This is a genomic window from Nocardia sp. NPDC003183 (assembly GCF_053590715.1).
The window spans coordinates 1-1,386 of sequence record NZ_JBSFTG010000040.1; the positions used below are offsets into that span (position 1 = coordinate 1).

The window sequence follows — 1,386 nt, forward strand, 5'->3', positions numbered from 1 at the left end:
ACCGCGCGTCAGGAGCAGGGTCAGGGCGAGGGTGTCGAGGTTGTCGATGTCTCGCAGTTGATGCTGGACTCGATCACCCGTATCGATTCCGCGGCGCTGTCGGCGAACCTGGTCGTCGTCCAGGAGCCCAAGGCTGAACCGGAACCCGAGGTGGAACCGGAGCCGGTGGCCGAGGTCGCGACCGCGACCACCGCCGCGCCGAAGGCCGCTCCCGCCGGTGGCGGCCTGGGTATGAAGGGTGCTGCCAAGGCTCCCGGCGGTGGACTCGGGATGAAGGGCGCTGCCAAGGCGCCGGGTGCGAAGGCATCCGCTGAAGCGCCTGCTGCTCCGGCCGCAGCTGCTCCGGCCAAGGGTCTGGGTATGAAGGGTGGAGCGAAGGCTCCCGGTGGCGGCCTCGGTATGAAGGGTGGCGCCAAGGCCCCTGGTGCCAAGGCTCCTGCGGCTGACGCAGCTCCGGCAGACGCGGCTGCGGCCGCTGAGACCGCGGCACCTGCGGCTCCGGTCAAGGGGCTGGGGATGAAGGGTGCTGCCAAGGCTCCTGGCGGGCTCGGGATGAAGGGTGGGGTGAAGGCGCCGGGGGCGAAGGCTGCGGCTGCTCCTGCTGCGGAGGCTTCTGCCGCCGAGGCTGCTCCCGCCGAAGCCGCTCCCGCTGCGGCGCCCGCCGCGCCGGTCAAGGGGCTTGGCATGAAGGGCAAGGCTAAGGCGCCTGGTGCCAAGGCGGCCGCTCCGGCGGCCCCGGCCGCTCCGGCAGCTGAAGCGTCGGCAGCGGAGGCGGCTCCCGCTGAAGCTCCTGCCGCCCCTGCGGTTTCGGCTCCTGCCGAATCGAAGCCGTCGGTTCCCGCCAAGGGGCTGGCTATGAAGTCCGGGTTGAAGCGTCCAGGGCCGAAGGCGCCCGGTGCTGCGGCTCCGGCTGCTGCGGCTCCGGCTGTGGCTCCGGTTGAGGCGGCTCCGGTTGAGGAGCCGGTTGTGGCCGAAACCGAAACTGCTGCGGCGGAACCGGCTACTCAGGCCGAGCCTTCCAATGGCAGTGGCAATGGCAATGGCAACGGCACCTCGGTGGCGCCGCCGACTGCCAAGCCGGGCGGTCTCGGGTTCAAGTCCGGTGCGAAGTCGCCGGGGCGTAAGAACTGACAGCTGAAGACGAACTATCAGTGAGGCGCGGATTCTTCGGAATCCGCGCCTCACTGGTTTTCTGCAGATGTACTCGGGTGTGCCGGGTGGGTGGTTCTGTGGACAGTTGTTCGGTAGTCCCAGGACGGTTTGACGCTGTGTTTATTGGCGCGCTGGCGCGCGCGTGTCCGCGGCCCTGAGGGGCCGCCGGTTAGGCGCCGCGGAATCGCTCCTTCGTCGCATCTCCGCGTCGCCGGTTAGGCGCCGCGGAGATGC

At 70.0% G+C, this 1,386-nt stretch carries 1 pseudogene; it reads left to right on the top strand.

What is annotated here, in order from left to right:
- A pseudogene (locus tag ACWDXS_RS35630) lies at positions 1–1,131 on the top strand (Fe-S oxidoreductase); the annotation flags it as partial.
- Positions 1,132–1,386: the final 255 nt, after the last annotated feature.